This window comes from Arthrobacter sp. SLBN-83 (assembly GCF_006715285.1).
Taxonomy (GTDB): domain Bacteria; phylum Actinomycetota; class Actinomycetes; order Actinomycetales; family Micrococcaceae; genus Arthrobacter.
Genome location: NZ_VFMX01000001.1, coordinates 333653 through 354472, shown reverse-complemented (window position 1 = coordinate 354472; position 20820 = coordinate 333653). Strand labels below are relative to the sequence as shown.

Below are 20820 nucleotides of genomic sequence, written 5' to 3'. Positions count from 1 at the left end.
CGGCCCCCACTTTGAAAGACCCGTTACGGGTCCCCTGGGAAGGGATAGTCATGCTTGTACTCATCGGGGTGCTGCTGGTGATCGTTGGCTTCGCCATCCGCCTGAACCCCCTGATTGTCGTCACCGTCGCCGGCATCGTCACCGCACTGCTGGGCGGCATGAACCCCGCGCAGATCCTCGATGCGTTCGGCACCGGCTTTGCCAGCAGCCGCTCGGTCACCATCTTCGTGGCGGTGCTGCCGGTGGTGGGCATCATCGAATTCTTCGGGCTGCAGGAGCAGGCCAAGGTCCTCATCGGCCGCCTGGCCAAGCTGACCGCAGGCCGCGTGCTCATCGGTTACCTGGCCGTCCGCCAGATCACCGCCGCCGTGGGCCTGAACAGCATCGGCGGCCACGCCCAGACCGTCCGCCCGCTGGTGTTCCCCATGGCCGAGGGCGCCGCGCTGCGCCGCTACGGCCACGTGCCGGAAAAGATCAGCGAGAAGATCAAGGGCCACTCCGCCGGTGCGGACAACGTGGGCGTGTTCTTCGGCGAGGACGTGTTCGTCGCCGTCGGCTCCATCCTGCTGATCACCACGTTCGTTGACACCACGTACCACCTCCACCTGGAGCCGCTCCAGCTGGCCCTGTGGGCCATCCCCACCGCCATCGCAGCGTTCCTCATCCACGGCTTCCGGCTCCTGCGCCTGGACAAGCAACTGGACAAGGAATACCGCGAGTACGAGCTCACCGCCCCGAAGGAAGCCGCAGGAGAAGCCAAATGATCAACGTTGAAGCCGTCTACTGGCTGATCGGCATTCTGTTCGTCGCCTGGGCATCCCTGATTGCCGCCGACACCAACCACCCCCGCCGCTGGGGCAGCTCCGCCTTCTGGGGCATCCTGGGCCTGTGCTTCTTCTACAGCACCTGGGTCCAGGCAGGCACCGCACCGGGCTGGATCCTGGGCGTCGCCGTCCTGGTCCTGGTGGTGCTGGCCTCCACCGGCCTGCTGGGCCACGGCAAGCCCCGCACCTCCACCGGCCCCGAGCGTGAGTCCTACGCCAAGCGCTTTGGCAACAAGCTGTTCATCCCGGCCCTGACGCTGCCGCTGGTCACCGTGATCCTGGTGCTGGCCGCGCCCGTGCTGAACATCGGCGGCACCCCGCTGCTCGACCCCAAGAACACCACGCTGGTAGCCCTGGCCATCGGCGCCGTAGCCGCCGTCGTCGTCGCCCTTGTGATCCTGAAGCCGAAGAACCCGGCCACGCCCATCTTCGAAAGCCGCCGCATCCTGGAATCCATCGGCTGGGCCGCGCTGCTGCCCCAGATGCTCACCACGCTCGGCATCCTCTTCACCAAGGCCGGCGTGGGCACCGCCGTGGGCAACCTGGCCTCCGGGCTCCTGCCCAAGGGCTCGCTGATCGCCGGCGTGCTGGTCTACTGCATCGGCATGTTCCTCTTCACCGTGCTGATGGGCAACGGCTTCGCCGCCTTCCCGATCATGACCGCGGCCATCGGCTGGCCGGTGCTGGTGCAGACCTTCCACGGCGACCCCGCCATCATCTTCGCCATCGGCATGCTGGCCGGCTTCTGCGGCACGCTCTGCACCCCCATGGCTGCCAACTTCAACCTGGTGCCGTCCGCGCTGCTGGAGATGAAGAACAAGTACGGCGTCATCACGGCGCAGGTGGGCACGGCCATCCCGCTGCTGGCGGTCAACATCGCGCTGATGTACTTCCTGGCCTTCCACTAACCCTCTCCACAAAAGGAGCATGATGGACAACGATCTTCGCGTACAGGCGGCACCGGACTATGCTGCCGTGGTGCTGGGCAACCTCTCCGAGCCTTTCCCGCACTCGGCGCATCACACCCAGGTTTCCGCCGAGGACCGGCCCACGCCGGAGCAGATCCACCCGGCGTTCTACACCTCCTTTGACTGGCACTCCTGCGTGCACATGCACTGGCTGGGAGCCAGCCTGCTGGGCGGCACCCCCGGGTCACCCCTTGGTGGGGCTGCTCCAGAGGGAGCGTCCGACGGCGGCGCGGCGGCCTGGGTAGACGGCCCCACCGACGCGTCGCTGAGGGAAGCGCTGGGCGCCAACCTGACCCCGGCCAAGCTGGCGGTGGAGCGGGACTATCTGCTGGCCAACCCATCCTGGGAGCGGCCGTACGGCTGGGCGTGGCTGATGCGGTTGGCCGCCACCTGTTCCGCGTCCTCCGACGCGCAGTTGCGTGAGTGGGGCACCGCCCTGGAGCCACTGGTTGATGCCGTGGCGGACCTCAGCACCGCGTGGATGCAGAAGGCCCAGTACCCCGTACGGCACGGGCTGCACACCAATGCAGCCTTCGGTGTGGGCTACATGCTGGATGCGTTCCGGTCTTTGGGCCGGGCTGATGCTGCCGCGGCGTGCGAGGAGGCGGCCCGCACCTGGTTCGCGAACGACCGCGGATGGCCGGGTGACTGGGAACTGAGCGGCCAGGACTTCCTTTCCGCAGGACTCAGCGAGGCGGACCTGATGCGCCGCGTGCTGACCGCTGATGAGTTCGCTGCATGGTTCGCAAGGTTCCTTCCGGAGCTTTCCGCGGAGTCGCGCATCCTGCAGCCGGTCAGCGTCACGGATGAAACCGACGGGTACCTGGTACACCTCCACGGGCTGAACCTGACCCGCGCCGGACAGGTGGCCAGGATCATCGCCACGCTTCGGGAATCCGCCAGCCCGGAGGCCTCCACTGCTGCGGCTGTACTGAACGAGGCGCTGGACCCCCTGCTGAAGGCCGGACTCCACGGGCTGGAGAGCGGCGACTTCATGTCCACCCACTGGCTGGCCAGCTTCGCGTGGGACGCGCTGGGATCCGTGGCGGCGCTGGACTGAATTTCCTTTACGGCACCCAATCGGCCCCCTGGGAACGGAGCAGTCACATTCCGTTCCGAGGGGGCCGTTTGGGCATCCGGGAGCACCGCCGCGTTAGTCTTGCTGCACCACGCCGAAGTGCGTGACCTGGGAGCAGCGGGCAGGGTCGTAATGAGCTGACCGTCCGCACGCGAGCCAGAGGAAACCGATGCGCCAGCACACCAGCACCTGCCTGTCAGACCCTGCGATGGCAGGAAAAACAGCACCGCCCCGGCCTCGAAGGAAGCGGACCAGGCATCCGCGGCTGGCGGTGGGGGACAGGGTCCGTTTCGCCGAAGGAACCCTGGCCGGCACCGGCGTAGTGGATGCGGTGACCTCCGACTACTCCATCATCTGGGTGTGGACCGACGAAGGCCAGGGCCGGCGAATGTTCCTGCAGGGCTACGGCAGCATCGTGTCCGCGCTTTCGGACGAGGCTGCGGCACCGGAGCACGCCTCGGCCGCCTCCTGACCGTTAGCCGCCGAGCCGTTCCGGCTGTTCCGCAGCACGGCGCCTGCGCCGTTCGTCCGCCTGGAGGATGCCGTCGCGGACCGCGGCGCGGATTACGCCGTACAGGAGGTAGAAGAAGATCGCTCCGAAGAGCGCAAACAGGACAAGCCCAGTCAGGTCACCCATCAGTGTGCCCCTCCTCCGGCCAGTACGGCTGAACGGACGCCGCGGCGCTCCGCAAGGCGCCGCCGTCGAGCATGAGGGACGTTTCCTCCAAACCGAAATCCGTCCACTGGGCAACCAGCCGGAGATCCCCGGCCGGGGGAAGCGGCCACAGCCAGAGCGTCCCGCTGCCGGAGAACTCCTCATCGCCCCCGCCGCCCCCGCCGCCGTTCAGGGCCAGGACTGGAGGTTCCGGGTTGGTGCCCGGTTCCATCAATCCGTAGGGTAGCTGGCTGCCGGTGCTGGCCTTTGAACCGTCAGGGAATTCGACGCCGAACAGGAGTCCGCTCTGCCTCCCGCTGCCGCCGCGAAAGCCCCTGCCCTGATGAAAGAACAGGTGCTGCAGTTCGGCCCAGTCCTCCTCCGTCTGGTCCGCCCTCCGGAAGACCCAGGACAGGTTGAACAGGCAGCCAGTGGAGAATACGTCCGCGCTTTTGAGCGCCACGACGATACTGGGAGTCCGGCTCACGAACCTGCCCAAATGGACAACAGCCGGCACTTCATAAGCGGGAGCGGCTACCCATGGGGGCGGGACGTGCCTGGTGTTCCGAGGCCGGGGCGGCAGGGGAGGGACGGGAAAGTCCTGGAAGAAAGTCATCGGTGGTCCTGGGTCCGCTGGCTGCGACCGACCAGGCAAAACAGCGGCGCCACCGCCCTGCATCCCCCAATCCGTCCTTGCCCGGCCAGTCTAGCGAAATGCCTCAGGGCCTGGTGGCCTCCTCGAGGATTTCCAGCAGGTGGCGGTACGGGTGGCCGGTCGCCTTGGACATTCCCAGCTCGCAGGTGCGGTTGGTGGAGGCGTAGGCGTCGAACTCCCGCTCGTTGATCTCGCGGGCCTGCCGGTCGGTTGCGGAGTCCGTCAGTTCCGGATGAAGCAGGCCGCGGTCGCCCGCGAACGCGCAGCAACCCCAGTTCAGCGGCACGAACACGTCGTCCGTTACGGCCCCGGCGATCTCGAGCAGGGCCGGGTTTGTCCCCAGCTGGGTGGACGAGCACGTGGGGTGCAGGGCGATGGAATTCAGCGGGGCGGTCACCGTGAGCCGGCCCAGAACGTGCTGGTGCACGAACTCCACCGAGTCAACAAAGCGCAGCCCGGCGTACCGCTCTTCGCCAGCAGCCGCCAGGCGCTTCATGGTGTCCAGGCCTTCGGTGCAGGAGGCGGCATCGCATACCACTGGCAGGTTGCCCCGGCCGCTGGCCTCGTAGAGCCCGTCCAGGACTTTGGCGGCCATGGCGTCGTAGCCCTGGGAGAAGCCCTTGGACTTCCACGGCGTGCCGCAGCACAGGCTCTCGATCCCTTCCGGAACGCTGACCCGCACACCAGCCCGCTCGCAGAGGTCCAGGAAGGCCTGGGCCGAACCCTTCCCGGCGCCTCCGGCAGCATCCGCCGGGCCGAACATGGTGCCAATACAGGCGGGGAAGAACACGGCGATGCTGTCCGGGTCCGGGCGTGCGCTGCGCTTCGAACCGCCCCTGGGCAGTACGGCAGTGTAGGCGGGCACCGTCTCCGTCCCCAGCAGGGCACGGCCGACGGCGGTGGCGGCCTTGGGCAGCGGCGCCGGCAGGGTCTTGGCTACAGTGAGCGCCAGTCCGCCGCCGGCGGTCACGGCGCCCCAGTTTTCGGCGGCCTTGTTCCAGCCGGCCGCGGCGAGCGTGTTGGCGTTTTCCTTGCGCAGCCGCCGCACCAGGTCCCCGGTGTTGATCAGCACCGGGCAGGCGGTGACGCACATGCCGTCCGCCGCGCAGGTCTGCACGCCGTCGTAGTCGTAGTCCTTGCGCAGGTTGGCGGCGAGGGCGTGGTCGCCGCGTTGCTCAGCGGCAGCGATGTCGCGCCGAAGCACGATGCGTTGGCGCGGAGTAAGCGTGATGTCCTTGCTGGGGCACACCGGTTCGCAGTACCCGCACTCGACGCAGCGGTCCACTTCCTTCTCGACGGTGGGGGCCACCTTCAGGTTCTCGATGTAGGAGAGGGGCTCCTCGGCGAGCAGCACGCCCGGGTTCAGGAGGTTGGGCGGGTCGATCAGCCGCTTGATTTCCCGCATCACTGCATAGAGCTCGTCGCCGTACTGGCGGCGGACGAAGGGCGCCATGATGCGGCCGGTGCCGTGCTCGGCCTTGAGTGAACCGCCGGCGCCGAGGACCAGGTCCACCATTTCATCGGTGAAGGCCTGGTAGCGCAGCAGTTGGGCCGGATCATCGAAGCGCTCGTTGAGCATGAAGTGGACGTTTCCGTCCTTGGCGTGCCCGAAGATCACCGATTCCTTGTACTGGTGCTCTTGGAAGAGCCGCGTCAGTTCGCCGCACGTGCCCGCGAGGGCGGGAACCGGGACCACGATGTCCTCCAGCAGCGCATTGGTTCCCGACGGGCGGGCGCCGGCCACGGCCGTGTACAGGCCTTTGCGCACGTGCCAAAGGGCGGCCCGGTCTTTCGGGTCCGAGGTCAGTCCGAAGGGTGTGGCCAGGTCCAGCGAATCGAACAGCCGCTGCGACCCTGCGCGCTTGCCGGACAGCTCGGCGGCGTCCGAGCCCTGGTGTTCAACCAGCAGTGCGGCGTGCCCCTGGACCGGCAGGGTGCTGATGGCGGCGGGGGCGTCGGCGGCAGCCTGGGCCACCTTCAGCGCTGCCGCGTCCATGAGTTCGATGGTGGCGAGGCCGGTGGCCACCAGGTCCGGCAGGGCTCCCATCGCTGCGCCGAGGGTGTTGAAGACCAGCAGCCCGGTGGCGACGGCGGGTTTGACCTCGATGGTGCGGAAGACGGCCTCGGCCACGAAGCCGAGGGTTCCCTCGCTGCCGATCATGAGGTGCATCAGGATGTCGATGGGGCGTTCGTAGTCCAGGAAGGAGTTCACGCCGTAGCCCATGGTGTTCTTCATGGAGAACAGTGAACGGATGATGCGGACGGACTGATCGTTTCCCACCACCCGGCGGCGCAGCCTCAGCAGGCCCTCGTGGAGGTCCGGTTCCAGCTCACGCAGCCGCCGGTCGGCATCGGCATCAGCGGTGTCGATGACAGTGCCGGAAGGCAACACCAGCACCATTGATTCCAGTGTCCGGTAGGTGTTGAACTCGGTGCCGCAGGCCATCCCGGAGGAGTTGTTGGCGATGACGCCACCCACGGTGCAGGCGATTTCGCTGGCGGGATCCGGGCCGAGCTTGCGTCCAAACGCGGCCAGCCGGGCATTGACGCTGCGCACCGTGGCGCCGGGCTGCACGCGGACCCGGGTGCCGCCGTCGAGCACCTCAACGCCGCGGAAGTGCTGGCGGGTGTTGATCAATAAGCTGTCGCTCAGGGCCTGGCCGGACAGGCTGGTGCCGCCGGACCGGAAGGTGGCGGGAAGCCCGAGCTCCCGGCTGCGCCGCAGCAGGGCGCCGACGTCGGCAGCATCGCGTGGAGTGGCCACCCCCTGCGGGACCAGGAGGTAGTGCGAGGCGTCGTGTGCCATGGCGTGGCGGTCCAGGTCCCGCCTGCTGACGGTATCCAGCTCCAGCTGGTCGATAAGGGATTCGGCTCCTGCCGTTGCGGTTCGCATGCGTAACTCCAAGAAAACTTAGGTATTGGTGTGTGGCTGGGGCGGCTTGGCGTCCCCGGCCCGCTGGTAGAACCATTCGATGTGTTCGCGCAGCAGCCGCGCGGCGAGCTCGCCGTCGCGGGACTGGACGGCATCGAAGATCCCGTGGTGTTGGGTGCGCAGGACTTCCAGGACGTCCGGCCAGTCCTCCATGGCGTCCATGGATCCCTTGACATAGTCGACGATCGAACCGCTGAGGGACTCCATGATGGTGGCCATCACCTCGTTGCCTGCAAGCGAACTCAGTGCCACGTGGAACCGGGCATCCAGCTCGTGGAACGTTGCCCGGTCCAGCTGCGACTGGTCCATGGCCTCCAGCAGCTGGGCTGCCTGTTTCCGCTCCGCGTCGCCGCCTTCGCGTGCGGCGCCGGCACGGGCAGTCCAGGTTTCCAGGAGGATGCGCGTTTGGACGATGTCCTCGACCGGCAGGCGGTTGCTGGCGACGTGCAGCCGGAGCGCGGAGGAGAGCCCGGCCGACGGATCGGAAACGACGATGGCACCGGAGGTGGGGCCGGAGCCCACCGAGCTGCGGACCACGCCCATGGCGTCGAGGATCCGGATGGCTTCGCGGACGGACGCCCTGGAGATTCCATAGTTTTCCGCCAGGGTCCGTTCGCCGGGGAGCCGGTCGCCGACCTTGATCTTGCCGGCCCGCAGGTCCGCTTCGATGTCTTTCAGCAGCGCGTCATGGGTTCGACGGCGGGGGGCTGCTCCGGCTGCGGCGGTTGTCACGGGCGATCCTCCGGGGTGGGGGAGTGCGGGCCGGGGGACCCGCACTCCGGTTTTTCGCGGTTAGTGGACCGCGGGCAGTGGGCTAGGGGAGCATCCAGCCCAGGACTGGGGTGGACTGCAGGTAGACGATGGTGCACAGCACCAGAAGCAACCCCACGCTCCATCCGACTACCTTACGCAGAAGGACCGACTCCTGGCCGTCAAGGTTGACGGCGGTGGCGGCGATGGCGAGGTTTTGCGGGCTGATGAGTTTGCCCACCACGCCGCCGGCCGTGTTGCCGGCCACCAGCAGGTTGGGGTCGATTCCCGCATTCACGCCCGCGGTCTGCTGCAGCTTGGCAAAGAGTGCGTTCGCCGAGGTGTCCGAACCGGTCACGGCCGTGCCCAGCCAGCCGAGGACGGGGGAGAGGAATGCGAAGAAACTTCCGGTGCCGGCCAGCCACACGCCGATCGAGACCGTCTGGCCGGAGTTGTTCATGACGTAGGCAAGGGCAAGCACGGTAATGATGGTGAGGCCCGCCCAGCGCATCTTGAAGATGGTCCGCCCGATTTCGGCCACGGCGTTGCCCACGGTCATGGGGAAGCGGCCGCGGTCATCAAAGCGGGCGTAGACAACCGCCACAATCAGGCCGGTGATCAGCAGGAGCGTGCCGGGGCTGGAGAGCCACTGGAAGACGTAGACCGTGGAGGACAGTGGCTTGCCGTCGGCGCCCACCAGGGCGTCGTGGAGGATTGGCCACGGGACTTTGACGTCCGTGGCGGCGAGGGCGGCGGGAAGGTCGACGCCGAGCTTCCAGAGTTTGGCGATGCCGAACACCACAATGACCAGGAAGTAGGGAAACAGCGCGAGCCAGGTGCGTGCAGGGGTGAGGCGGTCGCCGTCGGCAGCCTCCATGGTGGCCACGCTGCCCGGGCCGGCGCTTCGAGTACCGTGGTTGCCCGGCGTTCCGGCGGCGGCAACGGCCTCCGTGGCCACGCCCAGCCGGTCGCGCGCTGCTGCGGTGCCCCGGGGCTTCCACATCCGGAAGAACAGGACTGCAGCGCCCAGGCCCACCAGTGAAGCCATGATGTCGGTGAGTTCGTACGAGAAGAAGTTGGAGCAGAGGAACTGCGCTGCGGCGAAGGAGAATCCCACCACCAAAGCGGCAGGCCAGCAGTCCTTCAGGCCTTTGCGGCCGTCCAGGATGAAGAGCAGGATCAGCGGGACGAAGGTTGCCAGCAGGGGTGCCTGGCGGCCCACCATGGCGCCGATGTCCGTGGCGTGCAGGCCGGTGAGTCCGGCGGCGGTAGTGATCGGGATGGCCATGGCGCCGAAGGCGACCGGAGCGGTGTTGGCCACCAGGACGGCGGCGGCGGCGCGCAGTGGAGGAAGGCCGAGGGCCAGCAGCATGGTGGCGGTAATGGCAACCGGCGCGCCGAAACCGGCAAGGGCTTCGAGCAGGCCGCCGAAGCAGAAGGCGATGAGGACACCCTGCAGGCGGACGTCGCCGCCGCCGATGACGTCGAAGACCCGGCGGAGATCTTCAAAGCGGCCGCTGAGCACCGTCACCTGGTACAGCCAGACGGCCATGACCACGATCCAGAGCACGGGGAAGGCGCCGAACACGCCGCCCTGGGTTGCGGACAGGAGCGCCAGGCCGGCCGGCATCTTGAACGCCAGGATGCCTACGACCAAAGCCACCAGCAGGGCAAACCCGCCGGCCACATGGGCTTTGGTCTTGGCGACGGCGAGCAGGAGAAAGAAGGTCAGCAGCGGCAGCAAGGCGACGATGGCCGACCAGGCGACGCTGTTCAGCACCGGGTCAGTGCTGGGGGTGAAGTGGTCCACAGAGTTCCTCCACATTGAGGGTGTTGGGGTTGTGTTTGGTCAGACCACAATGGTCCGACCACGGAAGTGTAGCCCACAATTTCTCTGGCCTGTGAGCCGCTTCACCATCCAGGCCGGGCTTGTAAGTGGCTGGGGTCACGTGGTCTACTGTGGTCAGACCATACGGTACTCATCCCCCATTCCCGGAAGGCCGCCATGAGAATTGCCTTGTTCGCCACCTGCATCGTGGATGCGATGTACCCGGCCACGGCGAAGGCCACCGTCAGGATTTTGGAGCGCCTGGGACACGAAGTGGTGTTCCCCGAGGGCCAGGCCTGCTGCGGCCAGATGCACGTCAACAGCGGCTACCTCAAGGAAGCCGTGCCCGTGGTGGCCAACCACGTGGCCGCCTTCGACACCGCGGATTACGACGTCGCCGTTGCCCCGTCCGGTTCCTGCGTTGCCTCGGTCAAGCACCAGCACCCCATGGTGGCCCGCTCCTGCGGCGATGCCGCGCTCGAAGCCCGCGCCACCGCCGTCGGAGCCAAAACCTATGAACTGTCCGAACTGCTGGTGGACGTGCTGGGCGTGACCGATGCCGGCGCCCAGCTGGGCTCCTACTTCCCGCACCGGGTCACCTACCACCCCAGCTGCCACGGCATGCGCCTGCTGCGGCTCGGGGACAGGCAGTCCCGTTTGCTGCGGACCGTGCAGGGGATTGACATCGCAGACCTGCCCGAGGCGGACCAGTGCTGCGGCTTCGGCGGCACGTTCTCCATGAAGAACGCCGACGTTTCCTCGGCCATGCTCCAGGACAAGGCGGCCAACGTCGAGGCCACCGGCGCCGAACTCTGCACCGGCGGGGACGCCTCCTGCCTCATGCACATCGGCGGCGGCCTGTCCCGCCAGGGCAGCTCCACCACCACCCTCCACCTGGCCGAAATCCTCGCCAGCACCATGGAAGAACCGGCGTCCGTCACCGGCGAAGTCCGCGTCTCTACCGGAAAGGCCCTCCGATGACCACCTTCTTGGGCATGCCCGCACTTCCGGCCTTCGGCTCCGGCAACCTGTTCGCGGGCGAGTCGTTTCCCAAGGCGGCCCACCGCGAACTGGGCAACGCCCAGCTGCGGGCCAACCTGGGCCACGCCACGCACACCATCCGCGACAAGCGCCAGGCCGTGGTCTCCGAACTGCCCGACTGGGAGCAGCTGCGCGATGCCGGCTCCGCCATCAAGGAGTCGGTGATGGCCAGGCTGCCCGACCTGCTGGAGGAATTCGAGAAGAACTTCACCGCACGCGGCGGCGTGATCCACTGGGCCCGCGACGCCAGGGAGGCCAACGAAATCGTGGCCGGGCTGGTCCGGGAGACCGGCGAAACCGAGGTGGTCAAGGTCAAGTCCATGGCCACGCAGGAGATCGGGCTTAACGAGTACCTCGAGGAGCAGGGAATCGAGGCCTTCGAAACGGACCTCGCCGAGCTCATCGTCCAGCTGGACCACGACAAGCCCAGCCATATCCTGGTTCCGGCCATCCATAAGAACCGCACCGAAATCCGGGACATCTTCCTCCGCGAAATGCCCGGCGCCGATCCGGCACTCACCAACGAGCCTCCCGTCCTGGCCATGGCGGCCCGCGAGCACCTGCGCCGCAAGTTCCTCACCGCCAAGGTTGCCGTGTCCGGGGCCAACTTCGCCCTTGCGGACTCCGGCACCCTGGCCGTCGTCGAATCCGAAGGCAACGGCCGCATGTGCCTCACCCTGCCGGAAACCCTGATCACCGTAATGGGCATCGAGAAGCTGCTGCCCACCTGGCAGGACCTTGAAGTGTTCATGCAGCTGCTCCCGCGTTCCTCCACGGGGGAGCGGATGAACCCGTACACCTCACTGTGGACCGGCGTCACCGAGGGTGACGGCCCGCAGAACGTGCACCTGGTACTCCTGGACAACGGCCGCAGCGCCGCGCTCGCGGATGAAATGGGCCGCTCCGCCCTGCACTGCATCCGCTGCAGCGCCTGCATGAACGTCTGCCCCGTGTACGAGCGGACCGGCGGGCATGCCTACGGCTCCACCTACCCGGGCCCCATCGGCGCGATCCTTTCTCCGCTGCTGACCGGCATCGAGGCGGAGGAAAACAGCTCCCTGCCCTACGCCTCGTCCCTGTGCGGGGCCTGCTACGACGCCTGCCCGGTGAAGATCAACATCCCGGACATCCTGGTGCACCTTCGCAGCGTGGACGTGGACAGCAAGCGCGGGACCAGGAAGGTTCCCAGCCAGATGGACGTGGGCATGAAAGCCGCGTCCTGGGCACTGTCTTCCGGCAAGCACCTCGGCCTGGTGGAGAAGGGACTGCCGCTGGGCCGCCTGGCCGCCGGACGGGACAAGAAGATCAAGAAGCTGCCCGGCATCGCCGGCGGCTGGACGCAGAGCCGCGACATCCCGGCGCCCCCCACCCAGTCCTTCCGGGACTGGTGGGCCAAGGAGCACAAGTCCGCCGCGCCGTCGCAAGCCGCGCCGTCTCGAGACGATAAGGAAACCCAGCAATGACCGCACGCGAAGACATCCTCTCGCGGATCCGCACAGCACTGCAGGACAGCCCAGAGGCGCCGCAGATCCCCAGGGAGTACCGTTCCGAGTCCGGGATGGAAACAGAAAAGCTGATCGAACTCCTGGTGGACCGGCTGGTGGACTACAAGGCGCAGGTGGCCGTGGTAGCCGAGGCCGAGGTGCCCGCCACGGTTGCGTCGCTCCTTGAGGGGGCGCGCAGCTACGTGGTCCCCGAAGGGCTCGACGGCGGCTGGCTGGCAGGGATGGACGACGCCGGCACCGGCGGGGCCCGGCGCCGCGTGGACTCCCCGGCGGAACCGCTCAGCGTCACCGACCTGGACGGGACCGACGCCGTGGTGACCGGCAGCGCCGTGGCCGTGGCCGAGACGGGAACCATCATTTTGGACGGCAGCGCCAGCCAGGGCCGCCGCGCCATCAGCCTGGTCCCTGACCACCACATTTGCGTGGTCAAGGCCGCGGACATCGCCGGCATCCTGCCCGAGGCGCTGCGCCGGATCGACGGGACCCGGCCCATCACCATGATCAGCGGACCGAGTGCCACCAGCGACATCGAGCTTGAGCGCGTGGAGGGGGTGCACGGCCCGCGGAGGCTTGACGTCATCATTGCCCGCTAAAGTTCTGCCATGACCAATGATGCTCTAACCACTGCTGCCCTGCGGCCTGTCTACTTCCTGTCGGACAGCACCGGCATCACCGCGGAAACGCTGGGCAATACGCTGCTGACCCAGTTCCCGGTGGACAACTTCGACCGCGTCACCATTCCCTTCATCATCACCGAGGAACAGGCGCGGTCCGTGGTGCGGACCATCGACAACCTGGCCGCCACCGGGCCGCAGCCGCTGGTCTTTTCCACCGCGGTGAGCAGCGAGATCCGGCAGATCCTGGCCGGCTGCAAGGGTGCCATGGTGGACCTGATCGGGACGCACGTGGGAGTCCTGGAGAAGGCACTGGGCACCCCGGCCAGCGGCGAACCGGGCAGGGCGCACGGGCTGGGGAACGCCGCGCGCTACCAGTCCCGGATGGCGGCGGTGGAGTACGCCATGGAGCACGACGACGGCCAGAGCCTGCGTGCGCTGGAAAAGGCCCAGGTCATCCTGGTGGCCCCCTCGCGGTGCGGCAAGACGCCCACCACCATGTACCTGGCCCTGCAGCACGGCATCTTCGCGGCGAACTTCCCCTTGGTGGATGAGGACTTCCAGCGGGACGGGCTGCCCAAGCCGCTGCGGCCTTTCGTGTCGAAGTGTTTCGGCCTGTCCTCCAACCCGCTGCGGCTGAGCCAGATCCGCACCGAACGGCGTCCCAGCTCGCCGTATGCGTCCCTGCGGCAGTGTGGGTTTGAGCTGCGCAGCGCCGAGCAGCTGTATGTATCGCACCGGATCCCGTACCTGAACTCGGCCACCGTCTCCGTGGAGGAGATGGCGGCCACCATCCTGCAGCGGATGAACCTCAAGCATTAGCCCCAATTTCACAAACGTGGCGTAGCCCACATGATGTGGAAAGTCCGCTGCAGACCTGAAACTGTTAGCTGGGTTTTCCTTCCGGCCGGCACTACCGTGAGCGGCCGGCCATGCCTACGCCACCCTCTGCAAAGGAGCAGTAAACATGACGACAGACGTTCTGTGGTTCTCTGAACTCGGACTCAAGGACCTGGACAAGGTGGGCGGCAAGAACGCCTCCCTGGGCGAGATGGTCCAGAACCTCACCTCCGCCGGAGTCCAGGTCCCGGACGGCTTCGCCACCACGGCCGACGCCTACCGCCGGTTCCTGTCCGATTCCGGGCTGGACCAGAAGATCGCCGACCGGCTGGTGGGGCTGGACACCGATGACGTGACCGCCCTGGCCGCAGCCGGCCAGGAGATCCGGACCCTGGTCCGCGAGACACCCTTCCTGCCGGACTTCGAGGCGCAGATCCGCGAGGCCTACCAGCAGCTGGTGGACAAGCACGCCGGCTCCGAGGACCTGTCCTGGGCCGTCCGCTCCAGCGCCACCGCCGAGGACCTTCCCGATGCCTCCTTCGCCGGGCAGCAGGAAACCTTCCTGAACGTGCGCGGCATCGAGAACATCCTGCAGGCCATCAAGGACGTCTTCGCCTCGCTCTACAACGACCGCGCCATCGCCTACCGCGTGCACCACAAGTTTGAACACGCCGAGGTGGCACTCTCTGCGGGCATCCAGCGCATGGTGCGTTCCGACGTCGGCGCTTCCGGCGTCATGTTCACCATGGACACCGAATCCGGCTTCAAGGACGCCGTCTTCGTCACCTCCTCCTATGGCCTGGGCGAAGCCGTGGTGCAGGGCGCCGTGAACCCGGACGAGTTCTACGTCTACAAGCCCGCCCTGGCGGCAGGCCGCCCCGCGATCCTCAAGCGCGGCCTGGGCGAAAAGGCCCTGCAGATGACGTACACCACCAGCAACGAGATCGGCCGCACCATCGACTTCGTGCCCGTGGAGGAGTCCCAGCGCAAGCGCTTCAGCCTGACGGACGACGACGTGGAGCAGCTTGCGCGCCACGCCGTCGCCATCGAGAAGCATTACGGCCGCCCGATGGACATTGAGTGGGGCAAGGACGGGATCGACGGCGGACTGTACATCCTGCAGGCACGTCCGGAGACTGTGCAGTCCCGGCGCGCTCCCGGCAGCATGAGCCGGTTCCGCCTGAACGAAAGCGGCCCCGTGCTGGTGGAAGGCCGCGCCATCGGCCAGCGGATCGGCGCCGGCAAGGTCCGGATCCTCACCGCCATCGACCAGATGGCCTCGTTCCAGACCGGCGACGTGCTGGTGGCGGACATGACCGACCCCGACTGGGAACCGATCATGAAGCGTGCCTCCGCCATCGTCACCAACCGCGGCGGACGCACCTGCCACGCAGCCATCATCGCCCGCGAACTGGGGATCCCCGCCGTCGTCGGCACCGGCAACGCCACCGACGCCCTGTCCGACGGCCAGGAAGTGACTGTCTCCTGCGCCGATGGCGAGACCGGCGCCATCTACCAGGGCCTGCTGGACTTCAGCGTGGAGGAAACCGGCATCACCAACCTGCCCGAGGCGCCGGTGAAGGTGATGATGAACGTGGGCACGCCCGAGCAGGCATTCACCTTCGCGCAGCTGCCCAACCACGGCGTGGGCCTGGCCCGACTGGAGTTCATCATCAACCGGCAGATCGGCATCCACCCCAAGGCCCTGCTGAACCTGGACAGCCAGCCGGAGGACGTGGCCGCCGAGATCCGGGGGCGGATCAGCGCCTACGCCAGCCCGCGCGAGTACTACATCAAGCGGCTGGCAGAGGGTGTGGCCACCATCGCCGCGGCGTTCGCGCCGGAGCCGGTGATCGTGCGCATGTCCGACTTCAAGTCCAACGAGTACGCCAACCTCATCGGCGGCCCGGCCTACGAGCCGCACGAAGAGAACCCGATGATCGGCTTCCGCGGGGCGTCCCGCTACCTGGAGCCGTCCTTCCGGGACTGCTTCGACCTCGAGTGCGAGGCCCTGTCCTTCGTGCGCAACGAGATGGGCCTGACCAACGTCAAGCTGATGATCCCGTTCGTGCGGACCCTGGACGAGGCGCAGGGCGTCATCGAACTGCTCGCCGAGAACGGCCTGCGCCGCGGTGAAAACGGCCTGGAAGTGATCATGATGTGCGAGCTGCCCTCCAACGCGCTGCTCGCGGACGAGTTCCTGGAGCACTTCGACGGCTTCTCCATCGGCTCCAACGACATGACCCAGTTGACCCTGGGCCTGGACCGGGACTCCGCAATCGTGGCCAACAGCTTCGACGAGCGGGACGCGGCCGTCAAGAAGCTGCTCAGCATGGCCATCAAGGCGTGCCGGGCCCGGGAGAAGTACGTGGGCATCTGCGGCCAGGGTCCCAGCGACCACCCGGACTTCGCTGAATGGCTGGTCAAGGAAGGCGTCAACTCCGTCTCCCTGAACCCGGACACCGTGGTGGACACCTGGATCCGGCTCGCCGGGGCCTCTGACGCTTCGGAAGCTGCCTCCAGCGGCACGGCTGTGGCCGCCGGCGCAGCCTGACCGGTAACCGCAGGGTTCCAGGGGCGGTTCCGCCACAGCCGAAAGGCCGTGACGGGGCCGCCCTTGCTGCTTGGTCCTCACTGAGTGGACAGTTCGGGGAGCAGCCCCAGCTGTCCCAGGAGTTCCATCTGGTCGAAGTAAGCGTGGTGCGTGGTGATCACGCCTGCCTCCACCCGGGCCACATCGCAGCTCCGGACCCGCACCTGCTTCCCGGTGGGCGGCAGGATCCCGCCGGTGGGCAGGCCCAGCTGCCCGGTGTTCGTGCCCGCCACGAAGCCCGCCAGGGCCTCCCTGTCCTTTGCCGCCATGGCAGCCATCAGCCGGTCCATGACGTCGCTTGCCTGTCCCATTGGAGCCTCCCACCTTGTCAGTCGCCGTGCGGTTGCGCACGGCGTTCATGGAGGAAAAGTACGACGGCGGCAGGCGCCGCTGCGATCCCCTTCCCGGGGGTTTCGGGGTGCTGGGGAAACCCCCAAATTAGGGGATTGCCGGACTGCCGGCCGGGACGATACTGGAGGTATGTGGGAGGAGCGCGCGGAGCGTGCCCGGCGGGACATCGCCGCCATGGCCGCCGGTGGGGTGGACCTGGCAGACCTGTACACCGCGGCGCTCGCCGTCGTGCAGCGGGAGGTGCCGTTCGAGCAGGGGTGCTGGGCCGGCGTCGACCCCGACTCGATGGCGATGACCACCATTACCAACTGGCAGCCGTGGCCTGTGGGCGAGCGCCAGTTTGAGGAGTACTTCCTCCGGTTTGCCCAGTCCGAGTACACGGGCCAGGAACCCAACACGTTCGTCGAGCTGATGCGGCGCCCGCGTCCCGTTGCCAGGATCTCGGATGTGCCGCACCGGGACGTGGTCCGCAGCGTCCGCATCAATGACCTGCTTAAGCCGCTGGGCCTGGAGCACGAGCTGCGTGCCGCCTTCCGCGTGGACGAGGCGTGCTGGGGAGTGGGCAGCATCTTCCGGGAGGGCGGCCGCGACTTCACGGACCGTGAGGTGGAGTTGCTCGGTGCAGTGACCGCCACCCTTGCTGCGGCGACCCGGGCTGTTGTCCGCGTGGCGCACCCAACGGGACCAGCCGCCGTCGGGCCCGTTATTGTCCTGGCCGGTCTGCACGGTGACTTGCGCGCGGCCACGCCCGCCGCCGCATCCTGGCTCGCCGGGGTGGAGGATGCCGCGCCCGGCCGCTTCAGCCAGACGCTCTATGCCGTGGTGGCGCAGGCGCATGCCGCGGTGTCCGGCACGGCGCGGGCCAGGATGCGCGACGCCGGGAACAACTGGGTGATGCTGCAGGCCAGCCGGCTGATCACCGGTGATGATCCGGAGCAGATGGTGGTCACCGTGGAGCCCGCCACCACGCACGAGCTCGCCGGCTTGCTGCTGATGGCGTATGGCGTGACCGCCCGCGAGCGGGACGTCTGCCTGGAGGTGCTGTCCGGAAACCCGACCGCGGAGATCGCCCGGCACCTGTTCATTTCCCCGCACACCGTGCACGACCACCTGAAGTCGGTCTTCGAGAAGGTCGGCGTCGGCAGCCGGGGGGAGTTGGTGGCCCGGCTCGTGGCCTGAAACGCGGGGAGGTTCGCATGCATGCCCTTACGGAATCGGTGCGGAGGCACCCGCTGCCGTGGTACTGCGGCGTGACCTTCTTCCTGTCATGGGGTGCCATTGTGCTGGCCGTGTGGGCGGTCACGGGAGGACTGTCGCCCACGCCGGAACAGTTCCAGCTCACCCTTCCCGTGACGGTGCCGGCCATGCTGCTGGGACCAGCCGTGGCCAGCCTGGTTCTCACCGGGGTCGTTTCGGGACGGTCAGGGTACCGGGACCTCCGGGCCCGGCTGCTCACCTGGCGGGTCGATGGGCGCTGGTACCTTTTCGCCTTGCTGGTGGCACCGGTGACGTTGGCCGTGCCCGTGCTGGTGCTGTGGCTTTCTTCCGTCAATTACGCTCCGCGGATTGTCACGGAGCCGGACCGGATCGGGACCCTGGTCATGGGACTGGTGCTGGGGCTGGTGGTCGGGCTGCTTGAGGAGATCGGCTGGACCGGGTTCGCCATTCCCAGGGCCAGGCAGCAGTACAGCGTTCTGTTAACCGGGCTGCTGGTGGGCGTGCTGTGGGGTGCCTGGCATTTCTTCGTGAACTACTGGGGCGGCGGCGGAACCAACGGCGGGGTGCCGCTGGCGGTCTTTCTGTCGCTGTGGGTGGTCTCGGTGTTCGTCGGCCAACTCACGGCATACCGGGTGCTCATGGCCTGGGTCTACGAACATACGGGGAGCGTCCTGGTCGCAGCGCTGATGCACGCGAGCCTGACGGCCTTCCAGTTCATCCTCAACCCGCTGACGCCTGGCATTCCCCAACAGATCTATCCGTGGGGCCAGGCTGCATCGATGTGGCTGCTGGTCGCCGCCGTCGCACTGACTAGCCGGGGCGAGATGACCGGCCCGCGCCGTTTCCTGCCCATTCACATCCGTTCGCATCACCGGTCACCGCACAGGCGGCGGTAGCCTGCCGCATCTCAGGCCGCACCCTCCTACGCCAGGATCTGTTCCCGCAGGATGTCCGCGTGGCCGCAGTGCTGGGCCAGTTCGCGCAGCATGTGCAGGTAGACCCAGCGGAGCGGGACGGGCCCGCGCCGGTTGCCGGTCACCACCGCGTCCAGGCTCAGTGGGGCGGCTGCGGCCCGGGAGGCGGCGCAGGCTTCCCGGTGGGCAGCCCGGACCGAGTCGATGGTGTCGCCGTCGGCCAGGATGAACGACTCGTCCGGCGTGGCCGGGATGCCGATCTCGCTGCGCGGGCGGCCGGTGAACGCCTCATCGAACCAGACCTGCTCCACGAAGGTTGCGTGCTTCACCAGTCCCAGCAGCGTGGTGCGGGAGGGGACCAGCCGGCGCCGGGCCTGCTCCTCGGTCAGGCCGTCCAGGCACTCGTTGAGCGCTGCCCGGTGCTCGTCCAGGAAGAACTCGAACTGCACGCGCTCGGGCTCATTGATGACGTCGTCCATGGAGTGGAAGTGGGATGCCATACGCAGACCCTAGCAAGCGGGCCAGGGCCAAGAACTGCACCTTACTTTCGCCGCTCCGGCGGCTGCCGGTGCCGGTGGTGGAGCTCGTAGTGGTCGAAGACATCGGAGGAGGTGCTTCCCTCGTGGCCGAACTTCCCGCGCAGTACCTCGGCCAGGTCATCCAAGGCCGCGTAGAGCATCCTGCCGGCGAAGCGAAGCTCGGCGTTGTCGCTGCCCTGGGCTTCCGACGCCAGCTGGTGCGCGTAGGCAAGGGTGGCCGGCAGGGAGCCCCGTTGCTCCACCTCGTGGAAGTAGTAGGTCTCATTGAAGGAGAGAAGGTCGATGCTCACGGAGGCCACGTTTTCCGCCATGGATTCCAGCAGGCCCGCCGCGTGCCGGGCCTCCAGCGAGGCGATGCCGGACGGCCCGGCCGCTTCGCGGAACAGGTTCAGCTGATGGGCAAGGGCGCGGCGCCTGCTCAGCGCCGGGTAGGTCTGCAGGATCCAGGAAACCGTTGCGGTCAGCAGGCCAAAACCGGCAACAGCCTGGAACGCCATCACCAGCCGAAGGACCGGGTGGACGGCCACGATTTCGCCGAAGCCCGCGGTGGAGAGGGCCACCAGCGAAATGTAGAGTGCTTCGGCAAAGTCGGCCTGCTGGGGGATGTCCGCGGAGTAGGAGAAGCCGCCCGGCAGGTGCGGAAGGTACAGCAACGCCCAGCCGACGGCAGCCAGGGCAGCCCATGCGGCGATGACGGCAGCCATGGCCAGCGGCGCGGCCACGGAGGAGGCCCCGCCCCGGACTTTCCTCGAGACCCGCCAGAACACCCGCATAATGGTCCGGCCCACCGGACCCGAGCCATGCGGGTACAGCAGCGTCAGGAAGACGTCGGCGATCATCAACAGGATCAGCGCTGCGCCCACCGCTGTGAAAAGCACGCCTTCGAAGTCCATGCCTCATCTTAAGTGCGGGGGATGGCACGCCGGACGCCGGTCCGCTGGCTAGGCTGGCGTCATGGACTTTCGACTTCGCCAGGCCACGTCGGAGGATGCCGAGGCGGTGGTGCTCATGCAGACGCTGGCGCACGAGGAGTGCTACCCCCACCTGCTCTCGGCCGACTTTTTTGAGCGGCGCAGGGCCACTATCCCGGAACGGGTGGCGAGGCGGCGTGCCTTCCTGGCCAGGGATGAGCCGCGGATCCTCGCCTTCGACGCCGACAACCAGCTGGTGGGCTACGCGGATGCCGGTCCCGGCCGCGAGGACGACGCCCCCGAGGCGGTGGAGCTCTACTCCATTTACACGCTCCGGCGCACCTACGGGACGGGGCTGGGGGCAGCCCTGGTGAGTGCCGCCGTCGGCTCCGGCCCCGCATACGTCTGGGTGCTGGAAAACAACCCCCGCGCCCTGGCCTTCTACCGGAAGCTGGGCTTCCGGCCGGACGGAAAGCGCAACACCCTGCCGCCCGAATGGGAGGCGCTGCCCGAATTCCGGCTGGTGCGGCGGGCGCAGCCTTAGCGGCAGGCCGCATCGGGAGCAGCGTACGACGGCGGCAGCGGGCCTTGAGCGATGACGTTC

Annotated in this window: 20 protein-coding genes; 12 read left to right on the top strand and 8 right to left on the bottom strand. The window is 67.6% G+C overall.

Annotation, left to right across the window (positions count from 1 at the left end; translation table 11 throughout):
- The first annotated feature begins 50 nt into the window (after nt 1-50).
- The 4 genes from FBY30_RS01540 (at nt 51) to FBY30_RS01525 (ending at nt 3342) form a co-directional block, all read left to right on the top strand.
- Nucleotides 51-764 (top strand): DUF969 domain-containing protein, encoded by a 714-nt coding sequence (locus tag FBY30_RS01540; protein WP_142130864.1) that lies wholly within the window; start codon nt 51-53, stop codon nt 762-764.
- A complete protein-coding gene (locus FBY30_RS01535; protein ID WP_142130863.1) occupies nt 761-1732 on the top strand; it encodes a DUF979 domain-containing protein in 972 nt (323 codons plus the stop codon). The genes FBY30_RS01540 and FBY30_RS01535 overlap by 4 nt, the downstream gene beginning before the upstream one ends.
- Before the next feature lie 22 nt (nt 1733-1754).
- Complete coding sequence (locus FBY30_RS01530; RefSeq protein WP_235009294.1) at nt 1755-2852, top strand: DUF2891 family protein; 1098 nt, start codon at nt 1755-1757, stop codon at nt 2850-2852.
- 187 nt (nt 2853-3039) lie between these two features.
- On the top strand, nt 3040-3342 hold the full coding sequence (locus tag FBY30_RS01525; RefSeq protein ID WP_142130861.1) for a hypothetical protein: 303 nt from the start codon (nt 3040-3042) through the stop codon (nt 3340-3342).
- Between the two features lie 3 nt (nt 3343-3345).
- On the opposite strand, the gene FBY30_RS20775 is transcribed toward FBY30_RS01525, so the two are convergent.
- The 5 genes from FBY30_RS20775 to FBY30_RS01505 form a co-directional block, all read right to left on the bottom strand.
- Nucleotides 3346-3507, bottom strand: coding sequence for a hypothetical protein (locus tag FBY30_RS20775; protein ID WP_200830615.1), 162 nt, complete (start codon nt 3505-3507; stop codon nt 3346-3348).
- Nucleotides 3500-4012 carry a hypothetical protein gene (locus FBY30_RS01520; RefSeq protein WP_235009293.1) on the bottom strand — a complete coding sequence of 171 codons (513 nt, stop codon included), beginning with the start codon at nt 4010-4012 and terminating at the stop codon, nt 3500-3502. The genes FBY30_RS20775 and FBY30_RS01520 overlap by 8 nt, the downstream gene beginning before the upstream one ends.
- Nucleotides 4013-4244: 232 nt before the next feature.
- Nucleotides 4245-7073 (bottom strand): FAD-binding and (Fe-S)-binding domain-containing protein, encoded by a 2829-nt coding sequence (locus FBY30_RS01515; protein ID WP_142130860.1) that lies wholly within the window; start codon nt 7071-7073, stop codon nt 4245-4247.
- An 18-nt stretch (nt 7074-7091) separates the two neighbouring features.
- On the bottom strand, nt 7092-7844 hold the full coding sequence (locus tag FBY30_RS01510) for a FadR/GntR family transcriptional regulator (RefSeq protein WP_142130859.1): 753 nt from the start codon (nt 7842-7844) through the stop codon (nt 7092-7094).
- Between the two features lie 82 nt (nt 7845-7926).
- A complete protein-coding gene (locus FBY30_RS01505; RefSeq protein WP_200830613.1) occupies nt 7927-9672 on the bottom strand; it encodes an L-lactate permease in 1746 nt (581 codons plus the stop codon).
- Nucleotides 9673-9867: 195 nt separating this feature from the next.
- Here FBY30_RS01505 and FBY30_RS01500 point away from each other — a divergent pair, with 195 nt between their 5' ends.
- The 5 genes from FBY30_RS01500 (at nt 9868) to ppsA (ending at nt 16244) form a co-directional block, all read left to right on the top strand.
- A complete protein-coding gene (locus FBY30_RS01500; protein ID WP_142130857.1) occupies nt 9868-10671 on the top strand; it encodes a (Fe-S)-binding protein in 804 nt (267 codons plus the stop codon).
- Nucleotides 10668-12194, top strand: a complete 1527-nt coding sequence (locus FBY30_RS01495) for a LutB/LldF family L-lactate oxidation iron-sulfur protein (protein WP_142130856.1) — start codon at nt 10668-10670, stop codon at nt 12192-12194. Before FBY30_RS01500 ends, FBY30_RS01495 begins: the two co-directional genes overlap by 4 nt.
- The gene (locus FBY30_RS01490; RefSeq protein WP_142130855.1) at nt 12191-12829 is read left to right on the top strand and encodes a LutC/YkgG family protein; all 639 of its coding nucleotides are present in this window, start codon (nt 12191-12193) and stop codon (nt 12827-12829) included. The genes FBY30_RS01495 and FBY30_RS01490 overlap by 4 nt, the downstream gene beginning before the upstream one ends.
- Nucleotides 12830-12838: 9 nt before the next feature.
- Nucleotides 12839-13672: a pyruvate, water dikinase regulatory protein gene (locus FBY30_RS01485; RefSeq protein WP_142130854.1), complete on the top strand. Its 834-nt coding sequence runs from the start codon at nt 12839-12841 to the stop codon at nt 13670-13672.
- Between the two features lie 145 nt (nt 13673-13817).
- Nucleotides 13818-16244: a phosphoenolpyruvate synthase gene (gene ppsA, locus FBY30_RS01480; protein WP_142130853.1), complete on the top strand. Its 2427-nt coding sequence runs from the start codon at nt 13818-13820 to the stop codon at nt 16242-16244.
- A gap of 77 nt (nt 16245-16321) precedes the next feature.
- Here the strand turns inward: ppsA and FBY30_RS01475 are convergent, their stop codons facing one another.
- Nucleotides 16322-16594 (bottom strand): ester cyclase, encoded by a 273-nt coding sequence (locus tag FBY30_RS01475; RefSeq protein WP_142130852.1) that lies wholly within the window; start codon nt 16592-16594, stop codon nt 16322-16324.
- Nucleotides 16595-16763: 169 nt separating this feature from the next.
- Here FBY30_RS01475 and FBY30_RS01470 point away from each other — a divergent pair, with 169 nt between their 5' ends.
- Nucleotides 16764-17813, top strand: a complete 1050-nt coding sequence (locus tag FBY30_RS01470) for a helix-turn-helix transcriptional regulator (protein WP_142130851.1) — start codon at nt 16764-16766, stop codon at nt 17811-17813.
- Nucleotides 17814-17830: 17 nt separating this feature from the next.
- Nucleotides 17831-18748, top strand: a complete 918-nt coding sequence (locus FBY30_RS01465) for a CPBP family glutamic-type intramembrane protease (RefSeq protein WP_142130850.1) — start codon at nt 17831-17833, stop codon at nt 18746-18748.
- Between the two features lie 26 nt (nt 18749-18774).
- On the opposite strand, the gene FBY30_RS01460 is transcribed toward FBY30_RS01465, so the two are convergent.
- Nucleotides 18775-19266, bottom strand: coding sequence for a DinB family protein (locus FBY30_RS01460; RefSeq protein ID WP_142130849.1), 492 nt, complete (start codon nt 19264-19266; stop codon nt 18775-18777).
- Nucleotides 19267-19307: 41 nt separating this feature from the next.
- Complete coding sequence (locus tag FBY30_RS01455) at nt 19308-20198, bottom strand: potassium channel family protein (RefSeq protein WP_142130848.1); 891 nt, start codon at nt 20196-20198, stop codon at nt 19308-19310.
- A 61-nt stretch (nt 20199-20259) separates the two neighbouring features.
- On the opposite strand from FBY30_RS01455, the gene FBY30_RS01450 reads away from it, so the two are divergent.
- The gene (locus FBY30_RS01450; RefSeq protein ID WP_142130847.1) at nt 20260-20760 is read left to right on the top strand and encodes a GNAT family N-acetyltransferase; all 501 of its coding nucleotides are present in this window, start codon (nt 20260-20262) and stop codon (nt 20758-20760) included.
- Nucleotides 20761-20820 lie beyond the last annotated feature (60 nt).

Coding starts and splice junctions, on each gene's coding strand:
- ppsA (WP_142130853.1), top strand. CDS start 13,818: ATGACGACAGACGTTCTGTGGTTCTCTGAACTCGGACTCAAGGACCTG.
- FBY30_RS20775 (WP_200830615.1), bottom strand. CDS start 3,507: ATGGGTGACCTGACTGGGCTTGTCCTGTTTGCGCTCTTCGGAGCGATC.
- FBY30_RS01535 (WP_142130863.1), top strand. CDS start 761: ATGATCAACGTTGAAGCCGTCTACTGGCTGATCGGCATTCTGTTCGTC.
- FBY30_RS01490 (WP_142130855.1), top strand. CDS start 12,191: ATGACCGCACGCGAAGACATCCTCTCGCGGATCCGCACAGCACTGCAG.
- FBY30_RS01500 (WP_142130857.1), top strand. CDS start 9,868: ATGAGAATTGCCTTGTTCGCCACCTGCATCGTGGATGCGATGTACCCG.
- FBY30_RS01475 (WP_142130852.1), bottom strand. CDS start 16,594: ATGGGACAGGCAAGCGACGTCATGGACCGGCTGATGGCTGCCATGGCG.
- FBY30_RS01540 (WP_142130864.1), top strand. CDS start 51: ATGCTTGTACTCATCGGGGTGCTGCTGGTGATCGTTGGCTTCGCCATC.
- FBY30_RS01470 (WP_142130851.1), top strand. CDS start 16,764: ATGTGGGAGGAGCGCGCGGAGCGTGCCCGGCGGGACATCGCCGCCATG.
- FBY30_RS01495 (WP_142130856.1), top strand. CDS start 10,668: ATGACCACCTTCTTGGGCATGCCCGCACTTCCGGCCTTCGGCTCCGGC.
- FBY30_RS01485 (WP_142130854.1), top strand. CDS start 12,839: ATGACCAATGATGCTCTAACCACTGCTGCCCTGCGGCCTGTCTACTTC.
- FBY30_RS01460 (WP_142130849.1), bottom strand. CDS start 19,266: ATGGCATCCCACTTCCACTCCATGGACGACGTCATCAATGAGCCCGAG.
- FBY30_RS01465 (WP_142130850.1), top strand. CDS start 17,831: ATGCATGCCCTTACGGAATCGGTGCGGAGGCACCCGCTGCCGTGGTAC.
- FBY30_RS01515 (WP_142130860.1), bottom strand. CDS start 7,073: ATGCGAACCGCAACGGCAGGAGCCGAATCCCTTATCGACCAGCTGGAG.
- FBY30_RS01525 (WP_142130861.1), top strand. CDS start 3,040: ATGCGCCAGCACACCAGCACCTGCCTGTCAGACCCTGCGATGGCAGGA.
- FBY30_RS01530 (WP_235009294.1), top strand. CDS start 1,755: ATGGACAACGATCTTCGCGTACAGGCGGCACCGGACTATGCTGCCGTG.
- FBY30_RS01455 (WP_142130848.1), bottom strand. CDS start 20,198: ATGGACTTCGAAGGCGTGCTTTTCACAGCGGTGGGCGCAGCGCTGATC.
- FBY30_RS01450 (WP_142130847.1), top strand. CDS start 20,260: ATGGACTTTCGACTTCGCCAGGCCACGTCGGAGGATGCCGAGGCGGTG.